This is a genomic window from Plantibacter sp. CFBP 8804, from assembly GCF_014841225.1.
Taxonomy (GTDB): Bacteria; Actinomycetota; Actinomycetes; order Actinomycetales; family Microbacteriaceae; genus Plantibacter; species Plantibacter auratus.
The window spans coordinates 98,707-121,807 of record NZ_JACYTU010000007.1; the positions used below are offsets into that span (position 1 = coordinate 98,707).

General features: G+C 70.0%; 25 protein-coding genes. 20 read left to right on the plus strand and 5 right to left on the minus strand.

Annotation, left to right across the window (positions count from 1 at the left end; all coding sequences use genetic code 11):
• Positions 1 to 15: 15 nt before the first annotated feature.
• On the minus strand, positions 16 to 1,305 hold the full coding sequence (locus tag IFU11_RS13655) for a helix-turn-helix transcriptional regulator (protein WP_192019285.1): 1,290 nt from the start codon (positions 1,303 to 1,305) through the stop codon (positions 16 to 18).
• Between the two features lie 101 nt (positions 1,306 to 1,406).
• Between IFU11_RS13655 and hxlB the strand changes: the two genes are divergently transcribed.
• The 5 genes from hxlB to IFU11_RS13680 all read left to right on the plus strand — a co-directional run bounded on the left by hxlB (position 1,407) and on the right by IFU11_RS13680 (position 5,323).
• On the plus strand, positions 1,407 to 2,024 hold the full coding sequence (gene hxlB / locus IFU11_RS13660) for a 6-phospho-3-hexuloisomerase (protein WP_192019286.1): 618 nt from the start codon (positions 1,407 to 1,409) through the stop codon (positions 2,022 to 2,024).
• A gap of 69 nt (positions 2,025 to 2,093) precedes the next feature.
• Positions 2,094 to 2,720 carry a 3-hexulose-6-phosphate synthase gene (gene hxlA, locus IFU11_RS13665; RefSeq protein WP_085511986.1) on the plus strand — a complete coding sequence of 209 codons (627 nt, stop codon included), beginning with the start codon at positions 2,094 to 2,096 and terminating at the stop codon, positions 2,718 to 2,720.
• Positions 2,721 to 2,990: 270 nt separating this feature from the next.
• The gene (locus tag IFU11_RS13670) at positions 2,991 to 4,526 is read left to right on the plus strand and encodes a carboxylesterase/lipase family protein (protein WP_192019287.1); all 1,536 of its coding nucleotides are present in this window, start codon (positions 2,991 to 2,993) and stop codon (positions 4,524 to 4,526) included.
• Positions 4,527 to 4,630: 104 nt separating this feature from the next.
• Positions 4,631 to 4,807: a hypothetical protein gene (locus tag IFU11_RS13675; RefSeq protein ID WP_159453388.1), complete on the plus strand. Its 177-nt coding sequence runs from the start codon at positions 4,631 to 4,633 to the stop codon at positions 4,805 to 4,807.
• A 351-nt stretch (positions 4,808 to 5,158) separates the two neighbouring features.
• Positions 5,159 to 5,323: a hypothetical protein gene (locus IFU11_RS13680; protein WP_162852292.1), complete on the plus strand. Its 165-nt coding sequence runs from the start codon at positions 5,159 to 5,161 to the stop codon at positions 5,321 to 5,323.
• Between the two features lie 90 nt (positions 5,324 to 5,413).
• On the opposite strand, the gene IFU11_RS13685 is transcribed toward IFU11_RS13680, so the two are convergent.
• The gene (locus tag IFU11_RS13685; protein WP_192019288.1) at positions 5,414 to 6,163 is read right to left on the minus strand and encodes a type 1 glutamine amidotransferase; all 750 of its coding nucleotides are present in this window, start codon (positions 6,161 to 6,163) and stop codon (positions 5,414 to 5,416) included.
• Positions 6,164 to 6,300: 137 nt separating this feature from the next.
• Between IFU11_RS13685 and dcd the strand changes: the two genes are divergently transcribed.
• On the plus strand, positions 6,301 to 6,891 hold the full coding sequence (gene dcd, locus IFU11_RS13690; RefSeq protein WP_056009122.1) for a dCTP deaminase: 591 nt from the start codon (positions 6,301 to 6,303) through the stop codon (positions 6,889 to 6,891).
• Positions 6,892 to 6,954: 63 nt separating this feature from the next.
• The gene (locus IFU11_RS13695) at positions 6,955 to 7,482 is read left to right on the plus strand and encodes a hypothetical protein (RefSeq protein WP_137242427.1); all 528 of its coding nucleotides are present in this window, start codon (positions 6,955 to 6,957) and stop codon (positions 7,480 to 7,482) included.
• A gap of 31 nt (positions 7,483 to 7,513) precedes the next feature.
• Here the strand turns inward: IFU11_RS13695 and IFU11_RS13700 are convergent, their stop codons facing one another.
• A complete protein-coding gene (locus IFU11_RS13700; protein ID WP_137242426.1) occupies positions 7,514 to 7,999 on the minus strand; it encodes a MarR family winged helix-turn-helix transcriptional regulator in 486 nt (161 codons plus the stop codon).
• 45 nt (positions 8,000 to 8,044) lie between these two features.
• Here IFU11_RS13700 and IFU11_RS13705 point away from each other — a divergent pair, with 45 nt between their 5' ends.
• Positions 8,045 to 8,995, plus strand: coding sequence for an EamA family transporter (locus IFU11_RS13705; RefSeq protein WP_192019289.1), 951 nt, complete (start codon positions 8,045 to 8,047; stop codon positions 8,993 to 8,995).
• The gene (locus IFU11_RS13710; RefSeq protein ID WP_192019290.1) at positions 8,992 to 9,447 is read left to right on the plus strand and encodes a DUF1905 domain-containing protein; all 456 of its coding nucleotides are present in this window, start codon (positions 8,992 to 8,994) and stop codon (positions 9,445 to 9,447) included. Before IFU11_RS13705 ends, IFU11_RS13710 begins: the two co-directional genes overlap by 4 nt.
• Before the next feature lie 42 nt (positions 9,448 to 9,489).
• Here IFU11_RS13710 and idi read toward each other — a convergent pair whose 3' ends face one another.
• Entirely contained in the window at positions 9,490 to 10,035 is a 546-nt protein-coding gene (gene idi / locus IFU11_RS13715; RefSeq protein ID WP_079704925.1) for an isopentenyl-diphosphate Delta-isomerase, read from the minus strand.
• A gap of 85 nt (positions 10,036 to 10,120) precedes the next feature.
• Here idi and IFU11_RS13720 point away from each other — a divergent pair, with 85 nt between their 5' ends.
• From IFU11_RS13720 to IFU11_RS13745, 6 genes are read left to right on the plus strand one after another with little or no spacing between them, the layout of a single operon-like run.
• Positions 10,121 to 11,194 (plus strand): polyprenyl synthetase family protein, encoded by a 1,074-nt coding sequence (locus tag IFU11_RS13720; protein ID WP_079001229.1) that lies wholly within the window; start codon positions 10,121 to 10,123, stop codon positions 11,192 to 11,194.
• Entirely contained in the window at positions 11,191 to 12,159 is a 969-nt protein-coding gene (locus IFU11_RS13725) for a phytoene/squalene synthase family protein (protein ID WP_079704927.1), read from the plus strand. The genes IFU11_RS13720 and IFU11_RS13725 overlap by 4 nt, the downstream gene beginning before the upstream one ends.
• On the plus strand, positions 12,156 to 13,736 hold the full coding sequence (crtI, locus tag IFU11_RS13730; protein ID WP_192004433.1) for a phytoene desaturase family protein: 1,581 nt from the start codon (positions 12,156 to 12,158) through the stop codon (positions 13,734 to 13,736). The genes IFU11_RS13725 and crtI overlap by 4 nt, the downstream gene beginning before the upstream one ends.
• Positions 13,736 to 14,089: a lycopene cyclase domain-containing protein gene (locus IFU11_RS13735; RefSeq protein ID WP_159877475.1), complete on the plus strand. Its 354-nt coding sequence runs from the start codon at positions 13,736 to 13,738 to the stop codon at positions 14,087 to 14,089. Before crtI ends, IFU11_RS13735 begins: the two co-directional genes overlap by 1 nt.
• On the plus strand, positions 14,086 to 14,466 hold the full coding sequence (locus tag IFU11_RS13740; protein ID WP_192019291.1) for a lycopene cyclase: 381 nt from the start codon (positions 14,086 to 14,088) through the stop codon (positions 14,464 to 14,466). The genes IFU11_RS13735 and IFU11_RS13740 overlap by 4 nt, the downstream gene beginning before the upstream one ends.
• Positions 14,463 to 15,329 carry a prenyltransferase gene (locus IFU11_RS13745; RefSeq protein ID WP_064297137.1) on the plus strand — a complete coding sequence of 289 codons (867 nt, stop codon included), beginning with the start codon at positions 14,463 to 14,465 and terminating at the stop codon, positions 15,327 to 15,329. The genes IFU11_RS13740 and IFU11_RS13745 overlap by 4 nt, the downstream gene beginning before the upstream one ends.
• Before the next feature lie 99 nt (positions 15,330 to 15,428).
• On the opposite strand, the gene IFU11_RS13750 is transcribed toward IFU11_RS13745, so the two are convergent.
• Entirely contained in the window at positions 15,429 to 16,229 is an 801-nt protein-coding gene (locus tag IFU11_RS13750; protein ID WP_064297138.1) for an isocitrate lyase/PEP mutase family protein, read from the minus strand.
• Between the two features lie 205 nt (positions 16,230 to 16,434).
• On the opposite strand from IFU11_RS13750, the gene IFU11_RS13755 reads away from it, so the two are divergent.
• From IFU11_RS13755 to IFU11_RS13775, 5 genes are all read left to right on the plus strand, one after another.
• On the plus strand, positions 16,435 to 17,544 hold the full coding sequence (locus IFU11_RS13755) for a LacI family DNA-binding transcriptional regulator (RefSeq protein WP_192019292.1): 1,110 nt from the start codon (positions 16,435 to 16,437) through the stop codon (positions 17,542 to 17,544).
• A gap of 187 nt (positions 17,545 to 17,731) precedes the next feature.
• Positions 17,732 to 19,408 carry an ABC transporter substrate-binding protein gene (locus IFU11_RS13760; RefSeq protein ID WP_086473023.1) on the plus strand — a complete coding sequence of 559 codons (1,677 nt, stop codon included), beginning with the start codon at positions 17,732 to 17,734 and terminating at the stop codon, positions 19,406 to 19,408.
• Positions 19,409 to 19,416: 8 nt separating this feature from the next.
• On the plus strand, positions 19,417 to 20,388 hold the full coding sequence (locus IFU11_RS13765; protein ID WP_085512196.1) for an ABC transporter permease: 972 nt from the start codon (positions 19,417 to 19,419) through the stop codon (positions 20,386 to 20,388).
• Complete coding sequence (locus IFU11_RS13770) at positions 20,385 to 21,305, plus strand: ABC transporter permease (RefSeq protein WP_137242417.1); 921 nt, start codon at positions 20,385 to 20,387, stop codon at positions 21,303 to 21,305. The genes IFU11_RS13765 and IFU11_RS13770 overlap by 4 nt, the downstream gene beginning before the upstream one ends.
• Positions 21,302 to 23,071 carry an ABC transporter ATP-binding protein gene (locus IFU11_RS13775; protein ID WP_071261828.1) on the plus strand — a complete coding sequence of 590 codons (1,770 nt, stop codon included), beginning with the start codon at positions 21,302 to 21,304 and terminating at the stop codon, positions 23,069 to 23,071. The genes IFU11_RS13770 and IFU11_RS13775 overlap by 4 nt, the downstream gene beginning before the upstream one ends.
• Positions 23,072 to 23,101 lie beyond the last annotated feature (30 nt).

Consider the following 23,101-nt stretch of genomic DNA (forward strand, 5'->3'; position numbering starts at 1 on the left):
GGAGCTTGCACGGGCTCAGCGGCTGGCGGCCAACGCGGCGGCCAGCTCGACGCGGCTCGCGACGCCGAGCTTCCGCAGGACGTTCGCGATGTGGAACTTCACGGTGTTCTCGCTGATGGTGAGGGTCTCGGCGATCGCCCGGTTCCGTGCTCCACCGGCGGCCAGCTCGGCGACGCTCCACTCGCGCTCGGTCAGCGCGGCGGCCGAGTCTGCGCGGGTCTGCGTCGCGGGCGGCGGGTCGAGCGGCAGCGTCACGTGCAGTTCCGAACCCCACCCGGGCGTCGCCTGGACATCGAGACTGCCGCGGAGTGCCGCGACCCGAGCGCCGAGCTGCTGCACGCTCGGGGTGTCGACGGTCAACTCGCCGGGGCCGTCGTCGCGGATGCCGATGAGCAGGTTGCTGCCGTCGCAGTCCCACTGCACCCGGACCCGCCCGACCGAGGACTGCTCGACGAGCGCGAGGACCGTGCCGCGGACGATCGCCCGTCCGGCGTGCGCCACCTCACCGGGGAGGGCCCGACCGTCGACGGGCGGCTCGATGAACTGGACCTCGGGACCGCCGAAGCGGGCCAGCGGGCGGAGGTCCTCGCGGAGTCTGGCGAAGGCGCGCGCGACCGGTTCCTCGGCCAGCTGGCGGTCACGGTCGGACACCGCCCGCAGCTCGACCATCGCGGATGAGGCGATCTCGGTCACCGCCGCTCGGGCGTCCTCGGCCGACGTCTGACGCGACCGGGTGACCGCGAGGATCGACTCCAGCGTCGTCGCATGGGCGTCGGTGAGCTCCGCGATCGCGCCGGCCCGCTCGCTCGACGCCGCCCGCGAGTCACGGAGGTAGTCGGGGGCTGCCGTCGCGACCTGCTGTCGGATACCGGCCGCGACGACCTCCCAGAGGGCGCCGACGAGGCGGTCGTCGATCGGTCCCTGCGGGTCGGTCAGGACGAGGAGGGCGCCGGTGTCGGCCAGCCAGGCCGCGATCGGACGTTCCGCTCCTGCGATCACCGCTGACGTCGGCCGGTCGGCGTGTGGTCCGGCATCAGCGGTCACCGTGGTGACCGGGCCGCGCGGGGTGCGCTGCCGGACGGCGTCGAGCTCGGCGATCGTGACGCCCTCGACGATCGCGGGGTCGCCGGCCTTCTTCCGGGGGCGGCCGGTGCAGTCCTCGGTGAAGATCACGAGAGCGGAATGGGCGACGACGGGCTCGAGGACCTCTCGGAACGCACCGGCGATGCGCAACAGCGAGCTGGATGCGACGGAGGCCAGGCCGTCGAGCAGCTCGACCGGGTAGGTGACAGTGCGTTCGGTCATGTCCGCACCCTATCCCATCGGTCCGCACCCACCCGTTCGGGTAGGTGAAACCGTTCGGGCGAGCAGCGGTGCACCTACCCGATCACGCCCAGGATGGAGGGATGTCGAACCCCACGGCCTCCGTCCCTCCATCCACGTCGACGACGCCTGCGACCTCGACGGTCCAGGGGGCGCTCACCGCGATCGACGCCGAGCTGCATCGCACCGTGTCGAGCCTGCTGGAGGCCGATCCGGCTCCCTTCGCCGGCGCACTCGACCACCTGCGAACGGCGGACCGCGTGTTCGTGTCCGGTGCCGGTCGTTCCGGTCTCGCGCTCCGGATGACCGCGATGCGACTCATGCACCTCGGGCTCACCGTGCACGTCGTCGGCGAGACGACGACGCCCGCCATCACCTCGGGTGACGTCCTGCTCGTCGCCAGCGGCTCCGGTACGACGACGGGTGTGGTGCGTGCCGCGGACACGGCCGTCTCCGTCGGGGCCCAGGTGATCGCCATCACGACCGACCCCGGATCCCCGCTCGCCGAGCTGGCCGCCGAGACGATCGTCGTCCCCGCCGCGCAGAAGACCGACCACGGCGGCACGCGTTCCGTGCAGTACTCGGGGAGTCTCTTCGAGCAGGCGGTCATGCTGCTCGGCGATGCGTTCTTCCACGCGCTCTGGCAGTCCGCCGATGTCAGCGCGGAGGAGCTGTGGCCGCGCCACGCGAACCTCGAGTAGTCGCCCTCTTCCTTCCCACGCGCCCGGCGGACGTCGGACGCATCCCATCACGACAGAAAGCAGCACCACATGAAGCTCCAGGTAGCCATGGACGTCCTCACCACCGAGGCAGCCCTCGAACTCGCCGGGAAGGTCGCGCCCTACGTCGACATCCTCGAGCTCGGCACGCCCCTCATCAAGAGCGAGGGCCTGCGTGCCGTCACCGCGATCAAGGACGCCCACCCCGACAAGATCGTGTTCGCCGACCTCAAGACGATGGACGCCGGCGAGCTCGAAGCCGACATCGCCTTCTCCGCCGGTGCGGACATCGTCACCGTCCTCGGGACCGCCGGTGACAGCACGATCGTCGGCGCCGTGAAGGCCGCGAAGGCGCACGGCAAGTCCGTCGTCGTCGACCTCATCGGGGTCGCCGACAAGGTGCAGCGCGCGAAGGAGGTCACCGCTCTCGGTGCCGCGTTCGTCGAGATGCACGCCGGTCTCGACGAGCAGGCGGAGGAGGGCTTCACCTTCCAGACGCTCCTGTCCGACGGTGAGGCGGCCGCCGTGCCGTTCTCGGTCGCCGGTGGCGTGAACGTGTCGACGATCGCGTCGGTGCAGCAGGCGGGCGCGCAGGTCGCCGTCGCCGGTGGTGCGATCTACTCGGCCGACGACCCGGCGGCCTCCGCGGCAGCCCTCCGCGCGGCAATCGTCGCGTAACCCCGCTCGCCAACCCCGCACCCGTCGGGTTGGCCAGCGCGGTGCGCTGACGTGAGCGCGGTGCATCGGACGTGAGCGCGGGTCTCCAGAGACCCGCGCTCACGTGTCCGGGGCGCGCTCGGGTCAGCGCACCGCGCTGGCGCATCGGGTCGGTCGGCTGGGTGAAGCCCGAACATCGGACGGGATTCGGGCGTGACGCGGCATACTGGGCGGATCACCACGCGACGCTCGTCGGATGAGCGCGCGGCCGAGTACCCGGAGGATCCGCCGATGACGACCGATTCCAGCCCAGAGCAACCCATCGCACAGACGACCTCGGGAGCGGTCCGCGGGACGCGCCGCGCCGATGGATCGGTCGCCTTCCTCGGCATCCCGTTCGCCGAGCCGCCGACCGGAGCGAGACGATTCCAGGCCCCCGAGCCCAAGGCCCCCTGGGACGGCCTCCTCGACGCGACCGCCTACGGCGCGACACCGCAGCGGAAGGCCATGGCCGAGATCACGACGATCCCGGAACCGTCGATCCCCGGCGACTCGACGCTCAACGTCAACGTCTTCACGCCCGACCCGACACCCGCCGCAGACAGTGCCGGTCTACCCGTCCTCGTCTGGATCCACGGCGGCGGCTTCATCGCCGGGTCGCCGGCGAGCCCCTGGTACGACGGTCGGGCCTTCAACCGCGACGGAGTCGTCACGGTCTCGGTGTCCTACCGCCTCGGCTTCGACGGGTTCGGCTGGCTGCCGGACGCCCCCGCCAACCGCGGCGTCCTCGACTGGATCCTCGCGCTCGAGTGGGTGCGCGACAACATCGCGGCGTTCGGCGGCGACCCGCAGCGCGTCACGATCGCCGGCCAGTCCGCGGGCGGCGGGTCCGTCATGACCCTGCTCACAGTCCCGTCGGCGCAACACCTGTTCCAGCGGGCGATCTCGGTGTCCGGAGTCCCCGGTGATGTCCCGCTCGTCGAGGCGCAGGCCCTGACCGCGCGACTCGCCGAGCACCTCGGGGTGCCCGCGACCCTGGCCGGTTTCGCGAGCGTCCCGGAGGCGACGCTGATCGAGGCCCAGGGCTTCGAGGTCGTCCCCGGCGGCGCGACCGACCCGGAGTCCGTGCTCCGCGGGATGACGACGATGAACGGCCGCCTCGGCCTCGGCCCGGTCGTCGACGGCGAGCTGGTCGTCGACACCGTCGAAGCCGGCATGATCGTGGGACGAGGCGCGGACAAGCCCTTGCTCGTCAGCGCGACCCGAGAGGAGTTCGCCGGGTTCTTCGCCGGTCGACTCGACGACTTCGACGCCGTGGCGCCGACGCGAGCCCTGGAACTGATGGGCGTGCCGGAACCGCTCGCCGAGGCATACGTCGCGACCCAGCCCGGCGAACGCACGGGACTCGTCGCGGGGCGCTTCGTGAGCGACGTCATGTTCCGGGAGCGCGTCATCCGCTGGCTGGTGCTGCGGGACGACGCCGAGACGTGGGTCTCCGACTTCGTGTGGCGCTCGGCGGTGAGCGGGATCGCGGAGCACTGCCTCGACGTCCCGTTCATCTTCGATGTGCTCGACGACCCGGACGTCACCCGGGTGGCGGGCCCGCACGCGCCGCAGGAACTCGCGGATCGGATCCATGACGCGGTCGTGGCGTTCGTCCGAGACGGGTCGCCGGGCTGGTCGCGGTCCGACCGCGATGCCTCCGGGATCGAGGTGTTCGACGCGGCCGGAGCGCCGACGGTCGAGCCCTTCGCGAGTGCACGCGTGCTCGCAGCGGCGAAGCGACTCGCGGAAGCGGCGTCGACGACGGCCTCGACGGCGGTCTGACGGGCCTGGGCACACGGCTCGTAGGACGAACCGGGCAGTTCTGCCAGGGGGTGTGGCTGTGAGGCGTCCCGCGTTACCGTCGGGACACGAGGAAAGGAATCAGCATGAGCGACCCACGAGACGAGATGGACGACCCGATCGGCGACGCGCAGGAGGCGATCTCCCGAGCGCTGCCCGACAACGCTCCCGAGAGCGACGATCCGATGGCGGCGCCGACGGTCGACGACCCGGGCTCCGAGCCAGGTGACGGCGACCCCGCCGACCAGCCGGGCCTCCTCTAGTGCAGCTCGCCGGGGCGACCCTCAGCTCGGGAATCCCTGGTCAGCGCGGTGCTGCCGCCCGAGAGGTCACGAACCGGCGCCAGCGCGGTGCGCTGGTCCGAGCCCCTGGGATCAGGCCTGACTGCGGCGCACGCGCGTGAGCGCGACCCTCCGGAGACCCGCGCTCACGCGTGTGGCCCGCGCTCGCGTCAGCGCACCGCGCTGGCGCAAGCCGAAACGCAGGACGGCGGAGGTGTGCAACGCGGGGGCGCTCCGCGCGCGTAGCGGAACGACTTCGAGCGATGTCAACCCCCGCGACGGAATGGTCAGGCCCCCATACGGTGGACGGAGTTCTGCGAAAGGAGCTTCACCATGAACATCCTGCTCATCATCGTCATCGTCGTTGCCATCGTTCTCGCCATCACCGGTGGGTTCGTCCAGTCCCTCAACTTCCTGCTGTGGGTCGGCCTCGTGCTGCTCGCGATCGCGATCATCGCGTTCTTGATCAGGACGATCACGGGTCGCAAGGCCCTCTAACTCGAACTCGAGTTCACGAAGCGGTCGGTCCCTCCGGGGGCCGGCCGCTTCGCTGTGTCCGGGGTGCTGTGTCCGGGCGCGGTCCGAGTCCTACCGCAGGGACGGGTCGACGCTCGTCCGCCGGAGCACCGCGTCGGCGAAGGCCCCGAACAACCGCTCGCCGGCCTCGCGCATCGGCCCCGCCACCGCGGCGACCTCGGACCGCAGCCGGTCGGCCGCCTCCTCCGCGGTCCCGGCGATGAACGGCAGATCGCGGAGCATGAGCGGTTCCGCGAGCCACCGGTCGAGCATCGGCGGGTCGACCTCGAGGTGGAACTGCGTCGCGAAGACCCGGTCCTCGATCCGGAACGCCTGGTTCGGCGTCGACGGCGACGATGCGAGGACCGTCGCTCCATACGGAGCCTCGACGACGTCGCCGTGCCAGTGCAGCACCGGCAGTCGCTCGCCACGCATGCCGAGTTCGCTCTCGGTCAGGAGCTCGACGTCGCCGACACCCACTTCGTGCGCGGCCGCCGAGTGGAGGGTGGCTCCGAGGGCCGTCGCGATGAGCTGATGTCCGAGACAGACTCCGAACACCGGGATGCCGAGCACCGCCGCATCGCGCACGAGCTGCGCTTCGAGCCCGAGACCCGGGTGCTCCTCCACGTCGAGCGCGCCCATCGGGCCGCCGAGGAGGACGAGCCCGTCGAACCCGGTGATCTCGCGCGCCGGCGGCAGCTCACGACGCTCGACGATGGTGTCGAGCGTCCAACCGATCCCCGACGCCGTCAGCACCTCCCCGAGCACCGCCGGTCGCTCCCAGGGGACGTGCTGCAGGATGAGGACGTGCGGTCTGGTCATCGGAGGCCTCCAGGTCGCTGGGGCGGCGCGACCCGTCTCCGCCGGGTCGCGGAGGTCGTCACCGTGCGAGCATCGTAGCGAATCCGGGCGTCGTCACCGGCCCGAGGCTTCGGGCTCCCGGCCGATACACTGTCACCGTGCTGCTCTCGGACCGTGACATCAAAGCCGAACTCGACGCCTCCCGCATCGCGCTCGACCCCTACTCGCCGGAGATGATCCAGCCGTCGTCCATCGACGTCCGCCTCGATCGTTTCTTCCGCCTCTTCGACAACCACAAGTACCCCTTCATCGATCCCGCGGAGGATCAGCCGGAGCTGACGCGCCTCATCGAGACGCTCCCGAACGAGCCGTTCATCCTGCACCCCGGCGAGTTCGTCCTGGGGTCCACGTACGAGCGGGTCTCCCTCCCGGACGACGTCGCCGCGCGCCTCGAGGGCAAGAGCTCGCTCGGTCGTCTCGGGCTGCTCACGCACTCCACCGCCGGTTTCATCGACCCGGGCTTCACGGGCCACGTCACCCTCGAGCTCAGCAACGTCGCGACGCTGCCGATCAAGCTCTGGCCGGGGATGAAGATCGGTCAGATGTGCTTCTTCCGGCTCACGTCACCGGCCGAGCGCCCGTACGGGTCGAGCGAGTACAGTTCCAGGTATCAGGGACAGCGTGGACCCACCGCCTCCCGTTCCTTCCAGAACTTCCACCGGACCGACGTCGGCGAGACGCAGCGCTGACGCAGGACTGAGGCGGGCGTCCCGACGACGGGCGAGCAGGTGGACCAGCAGAAAGGCCCCGCCATGAGCACGTCAGAGCGACCCGACTTCGCCCGCGCGATCACCGCCGACGGGCCGACGCCGCTCTACCCGCGTCGCATGGTCCGGTTCGGGCAGTTCGTCGGATCCTGGGACGTCCACTCGAAGCGCCTCGACGACGAGAGTGGCGAGTGGGTCGAGTCCGACTTCCGCTGGATCGTGTCGTACATCCTCGAGGGGCGCGCCGTGCAGGACGTCCAGCTCGTCGCGAACGACGCGGAGCCGTCGGGCTGGGAGACGGTCAGCACGGCTCTCCGCGTCTACGACCGGTTGATGGGTGCCTGGCGCGTGAACTACGTCGAGCCGCGGCGCGGCGAGTTCTGCCAGCTCGTCGCGACGCCGCACCGCGCCGACGGCATCCGCCAGGACGGCACACGGAACGACGACAAGCTCATCCGGTGGAACTTCAGCGGCATCACCGAGGACTCGTACACCTGGGAGAGCTGGGTGTCCGACGACGAGGGCGCGACCTGGTGGCTGCAGGAGCACAACGAGGGTCGCCGCATCGCCTGAGCGGATCCGTCTCCACCCTCCACCGCGACACTCAGGGGTCGGTGCGCGCCAGGCGCTCCAGGAACGACGCCAGCTGCTCGCGCTCGGCCGTGGAGAAGCCGTCGAGGACACGCTCCTCGGCGGCGAGATGATCGGGCAGGGCCGCTTCGACGAGGCGCTTGCCGGCCGGGGTGAGGGCGACGACCGTCCCGCGACCGTCCTGCTCGCTCGGGCGGCGCGTCACGAGACCGCGCTCGACGAGCTTGTTCACGCGCTGGGCGATCGCACTCGACGTCACCATCGACCAATGGGCGAGGTCCTTCGGCGCGAGCTCGTGCGGTGAGCCGGCGCGGAGCAGGGTGGCGAGCACATCGAACGAGGCGCTGTCGAGACCGTGCTCGGCGAAGGTCGAGGAGAGACGTGCGTCGACCGCCGTCGCTGCTCGCGACAGTCGTCCGATGACGGCCATGGGCGAGACGTCGAGATCGGGTCGCTCGGTCCGCCACTGGCCCAGGATGTCGTCGACGCGCGTGCTCATGCAGCCAGCGTAGCAATTCGCTTAGTGCTGAGCTATTATTGCTCAGTGCTTAGCAATCAACTCCGCATCGCCGCCGTCACCGCCATCGCCCCGATCAGCTGGGGGACGACCTACCTCGTCACGAGCGAACTGCTCCCGCCGGGACGACCGCTGCTGGCAGCTGTGCTCCGGGCGCTGCCTGCGGGCCTCCTGCTCCTCGCGATCACGCGAACCCTGCCGGTCGGTGGCTGGTGGTGGCGGTCGCTCGTGCTCGGCACGCTCAACATCGGTGCCTTCTTCGCGTTCCTCTTCCTCGCCGCCTACCGACTGCCCGGCGGGGTCGCCGCGACCATGGGGGCGATCGGGCCCGTGCTCGTCGCCGTGCTCGCGAGCCTGCTGGTGGGGGAGGCGTTGACCGTACGTCGCGTCGTCGCCGGGTTCGCCGGGGTGCTGGGCGTCGCCCTCATCGTGCTTCAGGCCGACGCGCGTCTCGACGCGGTCGGCGTCGTCGCCGCACTCGCGGGGGCGGTCTCGATGTCGCTCGGATCGGTGCTGAGCAAGCGGTGGGGGAGACCGGAGGTCGGCCGCCGGATCGGCGCGCGCCGGCGCACGAGCCCGGGCCCTGACGAGACCGCGGGCAGCGGCGCACCGGTCTCCGGCCTCGCGCTGACCGCCTGGCAGCTCGTCGCCGGCGGTCTCGTCCTCGTGCCGGTGCTGCTCCTCGTCGAGGGACTTCCGTCGGACGCGCCGGACGCAGCGGCGATCGGCGGGTACGCCTACCTCTCCCTCGTCGGCACTGCCCTCGCGTACGCCCTGTGGTTTCGTGGCATCGCCGCGCTCCCCGTGTCGTCGGTGTCGTTCCTCGGCCTCCTGAGTCCCGTCGTCGCCGTGCTGGCAGGCCTCGTGGTCCTCGGCGAGGCGCTGAGCCTCGGACAGCTCCTCGGGATCGCGGTCGTCGCCGGCTCCCTCATCCTGGTCTTCACCGCGAGGCGGCCCCGGGCCATACTGAGCGCATGAGATTCCGCACCGTCATCGAACTCCAGGGCAACAACACCGGCATCCTCGTCCCCGACGCCGTCGTCGAGGGCCTGGATCGTGGCAAGCGCGTGCCCGTCGTCGTCACCGTCGGTGCGACCACGTACCGCAGCACCATCACGCCGATGGGCGGCCGGTACCTGATCGCGCTGAGCGCCGCCAACCGCGCCGCCGCCGGGGTCGCGGGAGGCGACGAGGTCGACGTGGACCTCGAGGTCGACGACGCACCGCGCGTGTTCCCGCTGCCGCCCGAGCTCGAGACGGCGCTCGCCGGAGACGAGCAGGCGCTCGCCGCCTACGGAGCCTCGTCGTTCAGCCGACAGCGCGCGCTGGCCGAGCCGGTCGCACTGGCGAAGACGGACGCGACGCGCGACAAGCGGATCGCCGCGGCCGTCGAAGCGCTCCGCGGCGCCCGACCTCGCTCAGTCGCCTGAATCTGTTCGGAAACCGGCTCGATCCGTGCAGATCCGGGCGCCTCAGCGGGCCGCGGACTCTGCGAGCAGCGGCACGACGAGCGGCAGCTGGAGCGTCAGCCAGGGGCTGAACGCGAAGGGCGCCTGCTCGACGGACGCCAGGAGCGATTCGGGCTCGGCCCAGGCCCACTCCATGACCTCGTCGGGGTTCGGCTCGGGCGTCGCGTCCGTGTAGGCGACGTAGACCGGGCAGATCTCGTACTCGACCACGCCCGAGGCGTCGACGGCGCGATACCGGAAGTCGGGCAGCACCAGTTCCGGCGCGGAGATCGGCAGGCCCAGCTCGGCGCTCGCCCGACGCAGCACGGCGTCGACGCTGTCCTCGTCCGGGCCGGGGTGTCCGCAGAACGAGTTCGTCCAGACGCCCGGCCATGTGAGCTTCGAGAGCGCGCGCCGGGTCACGAGGATGCGTCCGTCGGGCCCGATGACGTGGCAGGAGAACGCGAGGTGGAGTGGCGTCTCCAGCGTGTGGACGGTCGCCTTCGGCGTGGTGCCGATGCGGGTGCCGTCCTCGGCGAGCAGGACGACGAGTTCTTCGGGTACCGACATACGTCCATTCTCCCCGACGATCGGGGCGAACGCGAATGGACAGCTAGCGTACTAATCTCACCGCTCCGTGAAGTAGCCTCGTGATATGGAGACCCACCACGTCGTCGACGTGCCCTATCGACAACAGCATCAGGTCGAGGATGCCCTCGAGCGTTTCCTCGAACTGGCGAAGACGCAGGCGGTGTCGTTCGGCGGCGCCGGCTACCTGCGGCTCTGGGAGACCATCGAACGCAGCATGGCCGGCGGCAAGCGGTTCCGTCCTCGGATGGTCATGACGGCGTACGAGGCGCTGGGTGGCGAGGACATCGTCGCGGCCGCCCACGTCGCCGCCGCCTACGAGCTCCTGCACACCGCGCTGATCGTCCACGATGACGTGATCGACCGCGACTTCGTCCGGCGCGGCAGCCCCAACGTCTCCGGCAGCTACCGCGACATCGCGCAGACCGCGGGCATCCCGCTGCCGCTCGCCGAGCACCGCGGCATGTCCGTCGCCGTCATCGCGGGCGACCTCGCCCTGTCCGCGTCCTACCGTCTGATCGACCGCGCCGGGAGCGCCGACTCGGTCCGCACCCGCCTGCGCGAGATCCTCGACGACGCCATCTCCGCTTCGGCAGCCGGTGAGCTCGCCGACGTCGACTTCACGGTCGGCGGCGTCGTCCCGACGGTCGACGACATCATCCGCATGGAGCGCCTGAAGACCGCCTACTACTCGTTCGAGGCGCCACTGCAGTCGGGCGGCGTCCTGGCCGGTGCTCCGGAGGCGACGATCGACGCGCTCGGGGCCTTCGGACAGCAGATCGGCATCGCCTACCAGATCATCGACGACGTCCTCGGCGTCTTCGGCGACTCGAAGACGACCGGCAAGACGACGATCGGCGACCTCCGCGAGGGCAAGTTGACGGTCATGGTGGCGTTCGCGGCGGAGCAGCCCGAGTGGCACGCCGTCGAGCACCTCTTCGGCGACCCGGACCTCGACGAGGAGGGTGCCGCCGTCCTGCGCGACGTCCTCACGACGACGGGCGCCCGCCAGCACGCGACCCTGCTCGCCGGTGACTACGCCAACCGCGCCTGGGAGCAGCTGGCCTCGCCGAGCATCCCGGCGCAGCTCCGCGACGAGCTCCGCCCCATCGTCGCCACCGTGCTCGAGCGGTCGCGATGACCGCAGCAGGGGACGGGACCGGGCGACCGGCCGACGACGCCTCGGCAGTCGGCGACGCACGACAGCTCTACGACCGGGTCGCGCAGGAGACCGCCAGCATCGTCATCCGTCGGTACTCCACGTCCTTCGGTCTGGCGGCCAGACTGCTGGGTGGCGACATCCGCCAGGACGTCGAGAACGTGTACGCGCTCGTGCGCATCGCCGACGAGATCGTCGACGGCGTGGCCGCGGCAGCCGGGCTCGACCCCGAGCGGGTCCTCCGCATGCTCGACGCCCTCGAGCAGGACACCGAGGACGCGATGGAGACGGGGTACAGCAGCAACCTCGTCGTCCACGCCTTCGCCATCTCGGCGCGGTCCGCGGGCATCGAGGCCGACCTCACCCGTCCGTTCTTCGCGTCCATGCGCGCGGACCTCTCGCGCACCGTCCACACGCCGGAGACGTTCCGCGACTACGTGTACGGCTCCGCCGAGGTCGTCGGGCTCATGTGCCTGCGGATCTTCCTGCGCGGCCACGACGTCGACGACGCCCAGCGCGCCGCGTTCGTCGTCGGCGCCAGGAGTCTCGGTGCCGCCTTCCAGAAGGTCAACTTCCTCCGCGACCTCTCGGCCGACCACGACGAGCTCGGGCGCAGCTACTTCCCGGGTGTCGCCGTCGACGAGCTCACCGAGGCGCAGAAGCACAGCCTGCTCGACGACATCGAAGCCGATCTCGACCGCTCGGCAGCGGTCCTCGGGCGGCTGCCGAAATCGAGCCGTCGCGCGGTCGCGCTCGCCCAGGAGCTCTTCTCCGAACTCGCCCGGCGCATCCGGACGACGCCGGCCTCGGCACTCGTCCGCACGCGTGTCCGGGTGCCCGACCCGGTCAAGCTCCGCATCGCCGCCGGCGCGCTCGCCGGCCGCACACCAGCCACGACCGGCACCACCGCCTCCATCCCGACGATCGACGAGAGTTCGCAGTCATGACCACCTCCCACAACCGGACCGTCGTCATCGGCGGCGGCATCAGCGGTCTCGCCACCGCAGCCCTCCTCGCCCGCGACGGCCAGCGGGTCACGCTGCTCGAACGACGTGAGGTGCTCGGCGGCCGCGCCGGCACCTGGGAGCAGGACGGCTTCACCTTCGACACCGGCCCGAGCTGGTACCTCATGCCGGAGGTCTTCGACCACTTCTACCGGCTCCTCGGCACCTCCGCCGCCGAGCAGCTCGACCTCGGGCGACTCGACCCCGCCTACCGCGTCTACTCGGAGGGCCGCGACGGGCACCTCGACCTCGCCGCCGACCGGGCCGGCAACCTCGCGCTGTTCGAGTCGGTCGAGCCCGGTGCCGGCGCGAAGATGGACGAGTACCTCCGCAGCGCGAAGGAGACCTACGAGATCGCCATCCGGAGCTTCCTGTACACGACGTTCGAGTCGTACCGGACGCTCGCGAGCCGAGAGGTCCTCGCCCGGATGCCGAAGCTCGCGAAGCTCCTGACGGAGGACCTCGACACCCTCGCCGCGCGCACCGTCTCGGACGTCCGCCTGCAGCAGATCCTCGGCTACCCGGCCGTATTCCTCGGCTCCTCGCCCTTCGAGGCGCCGAGCATGTACCACCTCATGAGCTACCTCGACCTCGAGGACGGCGTGCTCTACCCGCAGGGCGGCTTCTCGCGGATCATCGACACGATCGCCGAGCTCGCCCGCGCCGAGGGTGTGGAGATCATCACGGGCGCCGAGGTCACCGGCATCACCACGATGGCCGCCGGCCGCCGAGCCAGGGTCGACGGCGTCAACTACCTCGACGCCGACGGTCGTCGGCAGCTGCTCCGCGCCGACCGCGTCGTGTCCGCCGCCGACCTGCACCACACCGAGACGACGCTGCTTCCCCGCGAACTCCAGACCTACCCGGCCGAGTACTGGGAGAAGCGCACCGCCGGTCCCGGAGCCGTGCTCGTCATGCTCGGCGTCCGTGGCGAGCTCCCGGAGCTCCTGCACCACAGCCTGTTCTTCACGGCCGACTGGCGCGACAACTTCGGCCGCATCTTCGGCGAGGAGACGAGCGTGCCCGACCCCGCGTCGCTGTACGTCTGCCGTCCGAGCGCGACCGATGCGGGCGTCGCACCGGACGGCCACGAGAACCTGTTCATCCTGGTGCCGGTCCCGGCCGATCCGTCCATCGGTGGCGGTGGAGACGCCCGGGTCGCGGAGATCGGCGACGCCGCCATCGCGCAGATCGCCGAGTGGGCCGGCGTCCCCGACCTCGCCGAGCGCATCGTGGTGCGTCGCGACGTCGGACCGGCCGACTTCGCGACCGACCTCAACGTCTGGAAGGGCACCGCCCTCGGGCCGGCGCACATCCTCTCGCAGAGCGCGATGTTCCGGAGCGGCAACGTCAGCAAGAAGGTCGACGGCCTGTTCTACACCGGTGGCTCCACCATCCCGGGCATCGGTCTGCCGATGTGCCTCATCAGCGCGGAGCTCGTCGTGAAGCGCATGCGCGGCGACATCACCACCGGCCCGATGGCGGAGCCGCTGCGCGCGCGCGCCGAGGCGACCGGCTGATGGGTCTGCTGTACCTGCTGGCGCTGCTCGTCTCGATCACCGGGATGGTCATGCTCGACCGGCGGTTCCGGCTGTTCTTCTGGGCCGACCGACGGCGGGCCGCGATCATCCTGCCGATCGGCGTCGTGTTCTTCCTCGTGTGGGACCTGCTCGGTATCGGCACCGGCATCTTCTTCCGTGGTGAGACCTCGTTCATGACCGGGCTGCAGGTCGCGCCCGAGCTGCCGATCGAGGAGGTCTTCTTCCTGACGCTGCTCTGCTACCTCACGATGAACCTGTTCGGTGCGGCGCGACACACGCTCGGCCGGGTGTCCCGCCGGACGACCGGCGCCGCCGAGGTGAGCGGACGATGACCTACTGGGCCCTCAACGCATGGTTCCTCACCGTCGTGGCGGTCGTCGCGCTGCTCGCGGTCGTGCGGCTCGATCGCCGTCGTGCAAGCGGACCGCGATCCACCGGTCTGACGGCGGGCACCTGGCTGCTCGCGGTGGGCGGTGGGCTCGTCGTCCTCCTGCTCATGACCGCGCTGTTCGACAACATCATGATCGGCATCGGGCTCGTCGGCTACGACCCCGCACTCATCTCCGGCGCCTTCATCGGCATCGCGCCCCTCGAGGACTTCGCCTACGCCATCGCCGCGGCCGTCCTGCTCCCGTCGCTCTGGGTGCTCCTCGAGCGCCGAACCCCTGCTCCCGTCTCCCCATCCCCGTCCCAGGAGGACCCGGCATGAACCGACTCGGCCAGCTCGTGCTGTCCTCCCGACCGCTGTCGTGGATCAACACCGCGTACCCGTTCGCAGCGGCGTACCTGCTGACCACGCGCGAGCTCGACCTCACCTTCTGGCTCGGGACGCTGTACTTCCTCATCCCGTACAACCTCGCGATGTACGGCATCAACGACGTCTTCGACTACGAGTCCGACCTGCGGAACCCGCGCAAGGGCGGCGTCGAGGGCGCGGTCCTGGACCGCCGGATGCACCGGCTGACGATCTTCGCGGCGATCGTGACGAACGTCCCGTTCCTCGTCTACCTCGTCGTCATCGGGTCGCCGCTGTCGTGGCTCGTCCTCGCGATCAGCGTGTTCGCGCTCATCGCATACAGCGCACCCGGCCTGCGGTTCAAGGAGCGGCCGTTCATCGACTCGCTCACCTCGAGCACGCACTTCGTGAGCCCGGCGGTCTACGGCCTCGTCCTCGCCGGTGCGGTCTTCACGCCCGCGCTCTGGGCGCTGCTCGTCGGCTACTTCCTCTGGGGGATCGCCAGCCACGCCTTCGGTGCGGTGCAGGACATCATCGCCGACCGGGAGGGCGGGATCGGCTCGATCGCGACGGTGATCGGTGCGGCGGCGACCGTCCGGTTCGCCTTCGTCGCCTACCTGGCCGGTGGAGCGCTCATGCTCGTGACCCCGTGGCCCATCCCGCTGGCCGGCCTGCTCGCGCTGCCCTACGCCGCGAGTGTGCTGCCGTTCTGGAACCTCCGCGAGGAGGACGCCGAGCGGGCCAACGCGGGCTGGAAGCGGTTCCTCCGCCTCAACTTCCTGACGGGCTTCCTCATCACGATGCTCATCATCTGGTACTGGTTCCTGACGTCCTGACCGGAACCCGCGACCCTGTCTCAGGAGTCCCCGGGCGCGCCGCCGAGGTCACTTGGCGCCACGCCCGGATCCTCCTGAGAACGGGTCGTCAGTCGAGAGTCAGAGCTCGAAGGAGAAGCCGAGGTCCTCGGGGTACTCGCCGAGCTCGGTGAGGCCGGTCGCCGCGCGCTGCAGGGCGGCGAGGGTCAGACCGAGGGTGCCGGGGCCGAAGCTGACGCGTGAGACGCCGAGTTCGGCAAGGCGCTTGAGCGGGACCGCGCCGGGGTAGCCGATGACGGAGATGCGTCCGTGCACCTGCTCGATCGCCTTGGCGACGAGCTCCTCCGTACCGAGTCCGAGGAAGAAGACGACGTCTGCACCGGCCTCGAGGTAGGCGTTGGCGCGCGCGACGGCCTCGTCCCACGCCTCGGGGTCGCCGGCGAGGGTGTCGACCCGGGCGTTGATGACGAGCGGGATGCCCGCGTCCTCGGCTCCGGCGCGAGCGGCGGCGACGCGTGCCGCAGCCTCCTCGATCGGGAACTGCGGGGCCTTCGCGGCACCGACGGAGTCCTCGAGGTTGATCCCGACGGCACCCGACTCGACGATGAGGCGGCGGACGTTCTCGCGAACACCGGCCGCGTCGGACGCGTACCCCTTCTCGAAGTCGATCGTCACCGGCAGGTCGACGGCGCCCACGATGATCTTCGCGGCGGCGATCGCCTCGTCGACATCGAGGCCGCCGCCGTCTTCGAGCCCACGGACGTTCGACACCGAGTGGCTCGCCGAGGCGAGGGCGACGACGCCGGGGGCCTCGGAGACGACCTTCGCGGTGATGGCGTCCCAGACGTTGGTGACGATGAGCGGGGAACCCGGCTCGTGGAGGGAGTTGAGGAGGACGGCTTTGGCATGCTGATCAGTCATGTCCGCAGTCTGCCAGCGGACGTCGGCCGCCCAGCCGACAAGCGTCGAGAATTCAGGGAACGTTCGGGTTGGCTGCGGTTCCCGGCTCCTGTGGGTCGCTCCCGTGACGCAAGACGATGGCGCTCCGTGCGTCATCCCACGCCGCCGGTGAACCGGGCGGGCAGGATGCCGTGCGTATCATTGGTGGCCGAAGGAAGGCGTTCCCATGACGAAACCGCCGACGGTCTACGACGTCGCGCACCACGCCGGCGTCTCCATCGCCACGGTCTCGCGGGTGCTCAGCCGCCCCGACGACGTGAAGCCGGCCACGCGAGACCGCGTGCTCGCCTCGGTCGGCGAACTCGGGTACGTCCCGAGTGGAGCCGCGCGGGGGCTCGCCGCACGCCGCACCGGCGTCATCGGCCTGTTCTTCCAGGGGCTCGACGCGATGGACGACCTCGGGGACATCGCCCTCGAGGGTGACGAGGCGGCGGCCGGGGGAGCGCGCATCGTCCGCGACATCCCGGAGCGGACCGACACGCGGACGCTCAACCTCTACTTCGACGAGGTGCTGCGCGGCTGCGAGCTGGAGTCCTGGCGGAGCGGGTTCGCGCTGCTCGTCGGTGTCGGACGCGGATCCACGGCGACGCAGACCGTGCGCGACATGGCGGGTCGGGTGGACGGCCTCATGGTGCTGGCCGGGAGCGCGAGCGAGGAGGAGCTCGCGCGCCTGTCACGTCACGTCCCGATCGTCGTGATGGCGGGGCCCCGGCGCGGCGACGACCTCGACCACGTCTCGGTGAGCAACGCCGAGGGGATGCGCACGCTCACGGCGCACCTCATCGACGACCTCGGCGCCCGAGAGCTCGAGTACGTGGCCGGAAGCCACGGCTCGCCCGACGATGCGGAGCGCTGGAGCGGGTTCCGCGCGGCCCTCGCGGACCGGTCGCTCGAGGCCCCCGAGGAGCCGACCCTCCGCGGCGACTTCACGCGGGAGGGTGGGCGACGGGTCGGTCGGGAGCTCTTCCGACGCGACGGGCTGCCGCGGGCCGTCGTGTGCGCAAACGACCAGATGGCGCTCGGCGTGATCGACGCCGCCAGGATCGCGGGGGTCGCGGTCCCGGACGAGCTCATCGTCACCGGATTCGACGGCATCGACGCCGGCCGCCTGTCCGCTCCGCGGCTCACGACGGTCCGGCAGCCGATGGAGACGCTCGGCCGGGTCTCCGTGCAGGCGCTCGCCCGTCGCCTCGCCGAGCCGAAGCTGCCCGCGATGTCCGTCCGACTCCCCGTCGAGGTCGTCCTCCGCGAGAGCTCCGAGTCGATCACGTCCTGATCATCGCCTCCCCTCGCGTTCACAATTCAGGAAGCCCGCGGCGTGCCGCGACGCGTCCGTCCGCCATGAGGCCGCCGCACCGAGGCTCTCCTGAATTGCGAACAGGAGCGGATGTCCGACACGGGTTGCGCCGGGCAATGTATGCGCTTACACTCAACCGGTACAGACTTCAGCAAGGACGGTGGCGATGACGCACACGACGCACGAGCGGACCAAGGTCCGCAGGCGCAGACGACTCGGAGCAGCGGCGATGATCGCCGCGGCGGCCTTGCTCGTCTCCGGCTGCAGCATCCAGATCAAAAGCGAGCCGGATCCCTCGATCCCCGCCGACACGATGCTGCTGGCCTCCGACAAGGGCACCCCGATGCTCGAGCGGAACTTCAACCCCTACCTCGTGAACAAGCGCTCGGCTTCGAGCTACATCTACGAGCCGCTCGTGATCATCAACGTGCTCGACGGCAAGGAGACGCCGTGGCTCGCCGAGAAGGTCGACCTCCCGGACGCCCGCACGATCGACTACACGATCCGCGACGGCGCCACCTGGTCCGACGGCGAGGCCTTCACCCCTGAGGACGTGAAGTTCACCTTCGACCTCATCAAGCAGTACCCGACGCTCGACCAGAAGGGCGCCTGGCAGCACATCGACACGATCGAGGTGAAGGGCCAGCACGTCATCATGCACCTGCTCGACGACGACGCCCCCGCGGCCGACATCGTCTCGCAGACGCTCATCGTCCCGGAGCACATCTGGAAGGACGTCAAGAGCCCCGACACCTGGCGGAACCCGAACCCGGTCGGTACCGGTCCGTACGTCCTCGGCAACTACACCTCGCAGCAGTACACGATGGACAAGAACGAGACCTACTGGCAGGCCGACAAGATCGAGGTCAACCACCTCGTGATCCCCGCGGCCACCGGCGAACTCGACATCGTCACGAAGGGCTTCGACTGGGCGTACTCGTTCCTGTCGAACGTCGAAGGCACCTGGGGTGCGGCCAACGACCACAACAAGTTCTGGTTCCCGCCGGGAGGCGTGATCGGGCTCGTGCCCAACATGGACGTCGCCCCGTTCGACAACGTCGACGTCCGCCGCGGCATCGCCCTGGCGCTCGACCGCGACAAGATCGCCGACGCAGCGACCGAGGGGTACCTCGGTGCCGCCGGTCAGTCGAGCCTCATGCTCCCCAACCAGGAGGACGAACTCGACCCGACCCTGCCGAACCAGGGCATGATCACGCAGGACACCGCCGGTGCCCTCGAGGCCTTCGCGGCCGCCGGGTACACCCAGCAGGGTGGCAAGCTCGTCGACGCGGCGGGCAAGCAGTTCAGCTTCTCGATCACGACCGCCAACGGCTACGCGGACTGGCTCCGCGCGGTCCAGGAGGTCCGCAAGGAGCTCGGCGCCCTCGGCATCGACGTGCAGATCAAGCAGCCGCAGCCGCCGGGGTACCAGCAGGCGATCCAGAGCGGCGCCTTCGAGGTCGCCATGGGTGGCATGGGCAACGGCATCATGTTCCAGGGCTTCAACAACAGCTTCAACAGTGAGTTCGCGAAGCCGATCGGCGAGACGACGTCCAGCAACTTCGGTCGCTACCGCAACCCACAGATGGACCAGCTGCTCGCCCAGTACAAGGAGACGACCGACGAGGCGACCCGTCTCGGGCTGAGTCACCAGATGCAGCAGATCGTCTACAGCGACTTCCCGGTCATCGGCATGTACTACGGCGGACTCTGGGGCCTCTACAACGACAAGAAGTTCACCGGCTGGCCCGATGCGGACAACCCCTACGCACCGCTGCAGACCTACGACCAGACCCCGCTCCTCGTGTTCACGCACCTCAAGCTCCGGAAGGACGGTGAGTGACCGTGTACATGGTGCGCAAACTCGGCCTCTTCGTCCTCACCCTGTGGGCGGCGGTCACGCTGAACTTCCTCCTGCCGCGGCTCATGCCCGGCTCCCCGACCGACGCCGCGATCGCGAAGCTCGCGCAGAACGGCCCGGTCTCCGCGGCCACGCGTGCGGCGATCGAGGCCCAACTCGGTGTCCCCGGCGGCAACCTCTGGGAGCAGTACGTCACCTACCTCCACCAGGTCGTCACGCTCGACTTCGGGGTCTCGTACACCTTCTTCCCGCAGTCGGTCGGCGAGCTCATCTGGCAGGCGTTCCCGTACACGATCATCCTGCTCGGGATCGTGACGATCGTCGCCTTCATCCTCGGCACCCTCATCGGGGTGCTCGCGGCCTGGCGGCGGAACACCTGGCTCGACGCCCTGCCGACGCTGAGCGGCACGTTCGCCAGCACGTTCCCGTACTTCTGGACCGCGCTGCTCCTGCTGTTCTTCGCCGGCTACGTCCTCCACTGGTTCCCGACCTCTGGCGCCTTCGGCCCGACGGCTTCGCCTGCCTTCACCTGGGACTTCATCGTCGACGTCGCGTACCACGCGGTGCTGCCGGCGCTGACGATCCTCGTGACGAGCCTCGGTGGCTGGATCATCGGCATGCGCAACGCGATGATCAACACCCTCGGTGACGACTACGTGACCTTCGCCGAGGCGAACGGTCTCCGTGGTCGCACGGTCGCCATCAAGTACGCGGCCCGCAACGCGATCCTCCCGAACCTCACCGGCTTCGGGCTCGCGCTCGGCGGCGTGGTCGGCGGCTCGATCCTCGTGGAGCAGGTGTTCGGGTACCCGGGCATCGGCTTCCTCCTGTTCAACGCGGTGATCGGACAGGACTACCCGCTCATGCAGGCGCTCTTCCTGCTCATCACCGTGAGCGTGCTCATCGCCAACTTCCTCGTCGACATCCTGTACGGCGTACTCGACCCAAGGACCCGCCGATGACCACCACACAGCACGTCAAGACACTGCAGTCCGACCAGGCCGTGCGTCCGCCGAGGAAGTTCGCCTTCGTCGGTCGATCGGCGGCGACGCTCTGGGCCAACTGGAAGTCCCGCCTCGGGCTGATCATCCTCGCATTCTTCATCCTGGTCGCGATCTTCGCCCCGGTGCTCGCACCGTACGGCGCGAGCCAGGACGGGTTCCCCCGGAACGCCGACTCGAGTCCCGAGCACTGGTTCGGGACGACGGCGGCGGGCGAGGACGTCCTCAGCCAGCTCATCTACGGCTCGCAGATCAGCGTCACGGTCGGTTTCATCGCCGGCATCCTGTCGACGATCGTCGCCGTGCTGATCGGCCTCAGCTGGGGATACATCAAGGGCTTCGGCGCCGAGGTCGTGAACTTCATCGTCAACCTGTTCCTCGTGGTGCCCGGCCTGCCGCTCATGATCGTCATCGCCGCGTACCTCCAGAACGGTGGGCTCGTGATGATCGTCGCGGTCATCGTCATCACCGGGTGGGCGTGGGGTGCCCGCGTGCTCCGCAGCCAGACGCAGTCGCTGCGTTCGCGTGACTTCGTGACCGCGGCCCGCTTCTCCGGCGACCGACCGTTCCGCATCGTGTTCAACGAGATCCTGCCGAACATGACGTCCCTCATCGCGGGTGGCTTCTTCGGCGCCGCGACGAGTGCGATCCTCGCGGAGGCCGGCCTCGAGTTCCTCGGCCTCGGCGACTCGTCGATCGTCAGCTGGGGCACCATCCTCTACTGGGCGCAGAACTCCAACGCCCTGCTCACCGGACAGTGGATCCTCCTCTTCGCCCCCGGTCTCTGCATCGCGCTCCTCGCGATGAGCCTCACCCTCATCAACTTCGGTGTCGACGCGATCAGCAACCCGCGCCTCCGTGAAGGGAAGTCACGATGAACGCCGTCAACCTCCAGGCCGAGAGCGCATCCGCGCCGGCAGCCGGGACCGGAGCGCTCCTCGAGGTCCGCGACCTGTCCGTCGTCTACGAGTCCGTCGGCGCCGCGCCGGTCCAGGCGGTCGACCACGTGTCGTTCTCCGTCGGTGCCGGTGAGTTCATCGGGCTCGTCGGCGAGTCCGGCTCCGGGAAGTCGACGCTCGGCTTCGCGGCCACCCGCTTGCAGAAGCCGCCGGCCCGCATCAACGGCGGGCAGATCCTCTTCGGTGGCAAGGACATCCGCGAGCTCGGCGACGAGGCGCTCCGCGAGCAGCGTCAGGGCGGGTTCGCCATGGTGCTGCAGTCGGGCATGAACGCACTCAACCCGGTCCGCACGATCCGCAACCACTTCGTCGACATCTTCAAGGCGCACGGGCACGTCTCCCGCGACCGCTGGGACGCCCGGATGGCCGAGCTGGTCGGCAAGGTCGGGCTGACGCCGCAGGTGCTCGCGCGCTTCCCCGGCGAGCTCTCCGGTGGCATGCGCCAGCGCGTGTCCATCGCGCTGGCCCTGTCGCTCGAGCCTCGCCTCATGGTGTTCGACGAGCCGACCACCGCGCTCGACGTCCTCGTGCAGCACGCGATCATGGACACGATCACCGAGCTGCAGCAGGCCGAGGGGTTCACCGCCATCCTGATCAGCCACGACCTCGGTGTCGTGCTCGAGGCGACCCAGCGTGTGCTCGTCATGCACGAGGGCCGCATCGTCGAGGACGCCCCGAGCCGCGACATCCTCGAGCGTCCGCAGGACCCGTACACGCGGATGCTGCTCAGCCACTACGCGGACCCACGCGCCGCGGTCGTCGAGCTGCCTGGCTTCCCCTCGCGGGCGAACCGGGGGACTGCTCCGGTGTCCGGCACCACGACGAGCGTCCCGACCGCGACGAGCGCGAGCTCCGAGTCGGGCAAGGCCTCGTCGCGCGCCGGTCGCTCGGCCGAGTCGGCGGTCATCGTCGACGCCGTCTCGAAGGTCTACCCGCCGCCGCGCCGCGGTGAGTCCGCGGTGACGGCCGTCGACGACGTGTCGTTCACGCTCGAACCCGGCCAGTCGCTCGCGCTCGTCGGGGCCTCGGGCTCCGGCAAGTCGACCATCGCGAAGCTCATCACGGGCATCGAGAAGCCGACGTCCGGTGCGGTCCGCTTCGGCGACCTCGACGTCGCCCAGCTGAACCGCAAGGGCATCCGGAACCTGCACAAGAACGTGCAGATGATCTTCCAGGACCCGTATGCGGCGCTCAACCCGCTGCACACGGTCGAGTACACGCTCACCCGGCCGGTGGTGAACTTCACCGGGCTGAAGGGTGACGCGGTGCGCAAGCGCGTGCTCGAACTCCTCGAGACGGTGGGCCTCTCGCCCGTCGAGCAGTTCGCGGCGAAGCTGCCCCACCAGCTCTCCGGTGGACAGCGGCAGCGCGTCGTGATCGCCCGGGCGCTCGCGAGCGACCCGCAGGTGCTCATCGCCGACGAGCCCGTCTCGATGCTCGACGTGTCGCTGCGTGCCGGTGTGCTCGCACTGCTCGAGGACCTGCGCGAGCAGTGGGGCGTCTCGATGCTCTACATCACGCACGACCTGCTGTCGGCGCGACTCGTGACCGACAACATCATGGTCCTCAACCAGGGTCGCGTCGTCGAACGAGGCGAGACCGCGCACGTCCTGCAGCACCCGCAGGATCCGTACACGATCCAGCTGCTCGACGCCGTCCCCAACCCGGCCCGCGCCAAGCGCTGACGCCCGTCCCGTCCCTGCGCCCACCCCTCC